The sequence below is a fragment of the Methylobacterium sp. CCH5-D2 genome (genome assembly GCF_001556475.1).
Taxonomy (GTDB): domain Bacteria; phylum Pseudomonadota; class Alphaproteobacteria; order Rhizobiales; family Beijerinckiaceae; genus Methylobacterium; species Methylobacterium hispanicum.
Genome location: NZ_LSIX01000495.1, coordinates 1 through 6148 on the forward strand (window position 1 = coordinate 1; position 6148 = coordinate 6148).

Below are 6148 nucleotides of genomic sequence, written 5' to 3' on the forward strand. Positions count from 1 at the left end.
GTCCGCGACCGGGCCTGAGGGGCCTTTCCGCGCCGATCGCCTACCCGCCCCGGCGCAGCACCGGGCAAGCCTCGCCGGCGAAGGGCCCGAGGATGACGTCGCCCTGGTTCGGGTTGTTCACGGTGAACGGCGCCGTGCCCTGCAGGCCCCAGAAGCCCTTGCCCATCTGCGGCCGGAACCAGGGATCGCCGAAATCGATGAAGCAGCGGTCCTGCACGGCCACGTAGGCGAAGCTCGCCTGCGCCACGGGCCCGCCCGCGGTCGCGTCGCCGCAATATGCCGCGAGGCTGATCGTGCCCGGGCGCTCCAGCCGCAGGGGCACCGATCGGCCGGGCAGGATCGTCACCGACGGCCCGCCGTCGCGGCTCGCAACCAGCACGAGGGCCGAGCGGTTGTAGACCCGCCGCAGGCAGCCGGCCGCCGCCTCGGCGCTCCAAGAGCCCGCGAGGATCGCCGCAGCCGCCAGCGCGGCACTCCGTCTCCACTGCATCATGGTTGCCGAGATCCTCACGCGACCGGCCCTCCGGCGGAGGGCGCCTGCCGGAGGTGATAGCGCGTCGCGGGCCGCCGCCAAGCCTGACCCGCGCCCCTTCTGCGGCCTGTGGTTGCGTTCGGCCCCGCCGCGATAGCGGTGGACGGCACATCGCCCGTGCTTGACCGGCCCGCCGCCCGACCGCATCGAAAGAACGAAAGACGAACCTACCGACACGGACGCGAGTCCAGGATGCTGCCCGAACCGGATACGAATCCGCATCCGCGCAAGATCATCCACATCGACATGGACGCCTTCTACGCCTCCGTCGAGCAGCGCGACGACCCCGCCCTGCGCGGTCGCCCGGTCGCGGTCGGCGGCTCGCGCGAGCGCGGCGTGGTGGCGGCGGCGAGCTACGAGGCCCGCGTCTTCGGGGTGCGCTCGGCCATGCCCTCGGTGACCGCGCGGCGGCGCTGCCCGGACCTCGTCTTTGTCAAGCCGCGCTTCGAGGTCTACCGGGCGATCTCGGAGGAGATCCGGGCGATCTTCGCCGAGCACACCGCGATCATCGAGCCGGTCGCCCTCGACGAGGCCTATCTCGACGTCACCGAGAACCTGCAGGGCCTGCCGAGCGCGACCGCGGTGGCGCGGGCGATCCGGGCGGCGATCTTGGAGCGCACCGGCCTCGTGGCATCGGCGGGCGTCTCCTACAACAAGTTCCTGGCCAAGGTCGCCTCGGACCACCGCAAGCCCGACGCGCTCTTCGTGATCACCCCCGCGATGGGCCCGTCCTTCGTCGAGACCCTGAGCATCGGCCGCTTCCACGGGGTCGGGCCGGTCACCGAGGCACGGATGCGCGCGCTCGGCATCGAGACGGGCCGAGACCTGCGCGAGCGCCCGCTGGAGGAGCTGACCGCGCATTTCGGCAGCGCGGCCGCCTACTACCACGCGGTCGCGCGCGGGATCGACGAGCGGCCGGTGCGGGCGCACCGCGTGCGCAAGTCGATCGGCGCCGAGACCACCTTCGGGGACGACACCGCCGACCGGACCGTGCTGGCCGAGCGGCTCGCGCCGATAATCGACCGGGTCTGGCAGGCGAGCGTGGCCAAGGGCGTGCGGGGGCGGACCGTCACCCTCAAGCTGAAGCTCTCCGATTTCACGCTGATGACGCGGGCCCGCTCGGGGCCGGCGCCCGTCGGCGACAGGAGCGGGCTGGAGCGCGCCGCGCTCGCGCTGCTCGACGAGGCGATGCCGCTCCGGCGCAGCGCGCGGCTCATCGGGCTCAGCCTCTCCGGCCTCGGTGAGGCGGATGCGGCGGGACCGGTGCAGCTCGGTCTCGAGATCTGACGTTATACAACCGAAGTTCGCATCTTCGACCATTACGACGATCACAGGATGTGTGCTACGAATTAACACACGTGAATTTCTCGACGGCTGCACGGATCGAAAGATCCGTGCGCTGGTCTCTTCGAGGGACGGGATGCCGCGACATTTTCTCAGGAAGCTCGAGCTGTTCACGCGCCTGTCCGCGGCCGACCGGCAGGCGCTCGAGGGCGTGGTCGGCGAGAAGCTGCGCCGCGTCGGGCCGCGCGAGGACATCGTCCGCGAGGGCGACAGCGCGAGCCACGTCAGCCTGATCCTCGACGGGTGGGCCTGTCGCTACAAGCAGCTGGAGGACGGCAGGCGCCAGATCGTCGCCTTCTTCCTGCCGGGCGACCTGTGCGACACGTTCATCGACGTGCTGCGCGAGATGGACCAATCCATCGGCACGCTCACCCCGGTGACCTTCGCGGAGATCTCGCGGGACACCCTCGGCGCGGTCGCGGCGCGCCACCCGCGCATCATGCAGGCCCTGTGGTGGGACACGCTGGTCTCGGCCTCGATCCAGCGGGAATGGACGGTCAACCTCGGCCAGCGCTCCGCGACCGAGCGGCTCGGACACCTCCTGTGCGAGGTGTTCATCCGGCTGCAGGGCGTCGGGCTGACGGAGGGCGACCACTGCGTGCTGCCGACGACGCAGGCCGACCTCGCCGACGCGATGGGCCTCTCCACGGTGCACATCAACCGGACCCTTCAGGAGTTGCGCGGCTCGGGCCTGATCGTTCTGAAGGGGCGCAACCTGACGATCCCCGACCTTGCGGCGCTGCAGGCCGCCTCGCTGTTCACCCCGAACTACCTCCATCTCGACCATGTCGGGCGTCACCTCGACGCCGTTGAACCCCTCGCCGTCTAATCGGTTACGGTCTGTGCGGACCGCCTGATCCCGACCGGCTCGCGCTGCCGACGCTGCGATCCATGAGTGACCGGACCAACCAACAGACCGAGGACGAGAGCCGCGCGGGGAGCGGCCCGGAGCGGGACGACGGCTTCCGCCTCCTGGTCGAGACGATCCCGCAACTGGTCTGGCGCGCGCGCGCGGACGGCGACTGGGTCTGGTCCAGCCGGCAATGGCAGGATTTCACCGGCCAGAGCGACGGCGCGTCCCGGCACGGCGGCTGGCTCGCGACCGTGCATCCGGACGACCGGGCCCGCACCGAGGCGGCCTGGGCCGGGGCCGAGGCGGAGGGCCGGCTCCGGATCGAGCACCGGCTCCTGCAGGCGGCGACGGGCGGCTACCGCTGGTTCGAGACCCGCGCCCTCCCGGCCCGCGACGCCGACGGGCGGGTCAGGGAATGGTTCGGAACCGCCACGGACATCCACGACCTGAAGACGCTCCAAGAGCAGCAGGCCCATCTCCTCGCCGAGCTGCAGCACCGGGTCCGCAACACGCTGGCGACGGTCCGCGCGATCGCCCGGCGCTCCGCCGAGACGAGCGACAGCGTCGAGGACTACGCCATGCATCTCGACGGCCGGCTGAACGCCGTCTCGCGGGTGCAGAGCGCGATCATCCGCAACCCGCTGGGCGACCTCAGCCTGTCCCTGCTGGTCGCCGACGAACTCTTCGCCTACCACGCCCACGAGGGCACGGATTTCACGATGACCGGCCCCCCGGTCCAGATTCCGGCCCGCGCGGCGGAGCGGCTCGCCCTTGCCCTGCACGAACTCGCCACCAACGCGGTCAAGTTCGGCGCGCTCGCGCAGGGGGACGGCGCGATCACGATCGCGTGGACCCTCGAGGAGCGCGGGACGGGACGGGCCCTGGTCCTCGACTGGACCGAGAGCGGCCTCACGCTGGGCGGCCCCGAGAGCCGGCGCTACGGCTTCGGCATGGACGTGCTGGAGCGCATGTTGCCGCACGACCTGCGGGCGGAGGTCGTCGTCGCCTTCCGCGGCGACGGTTTGACCTGCCGCATCGTGATGCCGCTCTGCGGTGCCGCGCAGGCTGCCGCGGCACGGCCGCACGCCTGAGGACGACGGCTGGAGGGAGCCCCCCTCATCCCTGCCCTTGCACGCCCCTCCATCGCCCCTTGTCCGGGACGCGCCGGGGCTCCGGCCGCGCCATCGTTTCGCCTTGCGGGCATGGCCCGAAGGGTCCACTGTCCGCCCGACCTCGCGCCGCCTCCGGGTTCCCGGTCGCGGCGCCCCAGGAGCCGCGACCCTTGTTCATGCTCGACCGACGCGTCCGCCGCACCGTCCCGGTGCTCGCCCTCGCCCTCGCCGCCGGGCTCACACCCGCCGTCCAGGCCGCGCAGCCGCGCGAATCCGCGCCCGTCACCGAGTACGAACCCGCCGAATCCCTCGAGGGCAACTTCCTGGCCGCCTACATCGCGGGCGCGGCCCGCGACACCGGCGCGGCCGCCACCTACTACCGCGAGGCGATGAAGGCCGACCCGCGCAACGCGGAACTCCTCGAGCGCGCCTTCATCTCGATGCTGGCCGACGGCGCCCTGCCGGACGCCTTCCGGGCGGCCGAGCGCCTGACGAACCGCGACGGCGCCAACGGGCTCGCCAACCTCGCGCTGGGCGTGCGCCAGATCAAGGCGAGCCAGTGGTCGGCCGCCCGCCAGAACTTCGCCCGCAGCGGCCGGGGCGCGGCCGCCGACCTCACCGCGACGCTGCTCACCGCCTGGGCCTTCGCGGGCGCGGGCGACGGCAAGAAGGCGCTGGAGACGGTCGGCCGCCTGCGGGGCGAGCGCTACTACAACACCTTCCGCGACTACCACGCGGGGCTGATCGCCTCGGTCGTCGGCGACCAGGCCGAGGCCGAACGCCGCCTGAAGGCCGCCTACGAGGCCGACCGGAACACCCTGCGGGTTGTCGACGCCTACGCGCGCCAGCAGGCGGCCGCCGGCCGCACCGACGTGGCGATCCAGGCCTATACCGACTTTGACAGCCTGATGCCGCGCCACCCGATCGTGCGCGACGCCCTCGACAAGCTGAAGGCCGGCAAGCCGCTGGGCCGCCTGATCACCACCGCCCAGGAGGGCGCGGGCGAGGTGCTGTACGGCCTCGGCTCGGCGGGCTCCACCCAAGGGGACGAGCTGCCCGCGGTGATCTATCTCCGCCTCGCGCTCTACCTCGCCCCCGAGCACGGCCTCGCCCGGCTGACGCTCGCCGACCTTCTCGACCGGATGAAGCAGGTCGAGAAGGCCAACGAGGCCTACGCGCAGATCCCGGCCTCCTCGCCGCTCAAGCTCAACGCCGACATCCAGGTCGGCCTGAACCTCGAGCAGATGGGCCGGGGTGACGAGGCGCTGGCCCATCTCGACGCCGTGATGAAGGCGCACCCCGACGACATCGACGTGGTGACGGCGCTCGGCAACGTGCAGCGCTCGCGCAAGAAGTACGCCGAGGCCGCCGAGACCTACTCGAAGGCGATCGCCCTGATCGGCGACCGGCCGGTGCAGAACTACTGGACGACCTACTACTTCCGCGGCACCGCCTACGAGCGGGCCAAGCAATGGCCCAAGGCCGAGGCCGACCTGAAGAAGGCGCTGGAGCTGGTGCCGGCGAGCCAGCCCGCCGCCCGCGCCCAGGTGCTGAACTATCTCGGCTATTCCTGGGTCGATCAGAAGATCAACATCGACGAGGCCTTCAAGCTCCTCAAGCAGGCCGCCGAGGCCAGCCCGCGCGACGGCATGATCGTCGACAGCCTGGGCTGGGCCTATTACCGCCTCGGCCGCTGGGACGACGCGGTGCGCGAGCTGGAGAAGGCCGTCGAGCTGAAGCCCGGCGACCCGACGATCAACGACCACCTGGGCGATGCCTACTGGCGCGCGGGACGGCGCCTCGAGGGCAAGTTCCAGTGGCAGCACGCCAAGGACCTGAACCCCGAGCCGGACGACCTCGCCCAGATCAACGACAAGCTGAAGAACGGCCTGCCGGACATCGAGAAGCCGACCGCGACCGCCGAGAACCCGCCGGCCCCGGTGGCCGCCCCGCACAACCCGGAGAACCCGGAACTGCCCAAGGGCGCGCCCCAGCCGAGCGAGCCCCCGGGCGCCGCCGACAAGAAGACGGGCGGCTAGACGCGGCCCGCTCCGGCGCCCCGCGGCGGGCAGGCCCGGCCGGCACCTTGCCCGGATCGGGTCGGCCCCGTAAGGCCTGCCCGTCCCGTCCCGTTCCGGAGCGCCCGTGCCCGTTCTCACCACCCGCGCCCCGGCCAAGATCAACCTGACCCTGCACGTCCTCGGCCGCCGGCCCGGGGACGGCTACCACGTGCTGGAGAGCCTCGTGGCCTTCGCGGGCGCGGCGGATCTCCTCGGCCTCGCGCCCGCGAAGGCCACGAGGCTCTCC

At 72.1% G+C, this 6148-nt stretch carries 5 protein-coding genes and 1 pseudogene; 5 read left to right on the forward strand and 1 reads right to left on the reverse strand.

Going from position 1 to position 6148, the window contains the following annotated elements; genetic code table 11:
- Window positions 1–40: 40 nt before the first annotated feature.
- Window positions 41–493: a hypothetical protein gene (locus AX737_RS12655; RefSeq protein WP_245293433.1), complete on the reverse strand. Its 453-nt coding sequence runs from the start codon at window positions 491–493 to the stop codon at window positions 41–43.
- 231 nt (window positions 494–724) lie between these two features.
- Here AX737_RS12655 and dinB point away from each other — a divergent pair, with 231 nt between their 5' ends.
- From dinB to AX737_RS33180, 5 genes and pseudogenes are all read left to right on the forward strand, one after another.
- The gene (gene dinB / locus AX737_RS12660) at window positions 725–1819 is read left to right on the forward strand and encodes a DNA polymerase IV (RefSeq protein WP_066921818.1); all 1095 of its coding nucleotides are present in this window, start codon (window positions 725–727) and stop codon (window positions 1817–1819) included.
- 133 nt (window positions 1820–1952) lie between these two features.
- Window positions 1953–2705: a Crp/Fnr family transcriptional regulator gene (locus tag AX737_RS12665; RefSeq protein WP_066921820.1), complete on the forward strand. Its 753-nt coding sequence runs from the start codon at window positions 1953–1955 to the stop codon at window positions 2703–2705.
- Between the two features lie 62 nt (window positions 2706–2767).
- Window positions 2768–3820 carry an HWE histidine kinase domain-containing protein gene (locus AX737_RS12670; protein WP_066921822.1) on the forward strand — a complete coding sequence of 351 codons (1053 nt, stop codon included), beginning with the start codon at window positions 2768–2770 and terminating at the stop codon, window positions 3818–3820.
- A gap of 197 nt (window positions 3821–4017) precedes the next feature.
- Window positions 4018–5880, forward strand: a complete 1863-nt coding sequence (locus AX737_RS12675; RefSeq protein ID WP_066921826.1) for a tetratricopeptide repeat protein — start codon at window positions 4018–4020, stop codon at window positions 5878–5880.
- Between the two features lie 106 nt (window positions 5881–5986).
- A pseudogene (locus AX737_RS33180) lies at window positions 5987–6148 on the forward strand (4-(cytidine 5'-diphospho)-2-C-methyl-D-erythritol kinase); the annotation flags it as partial.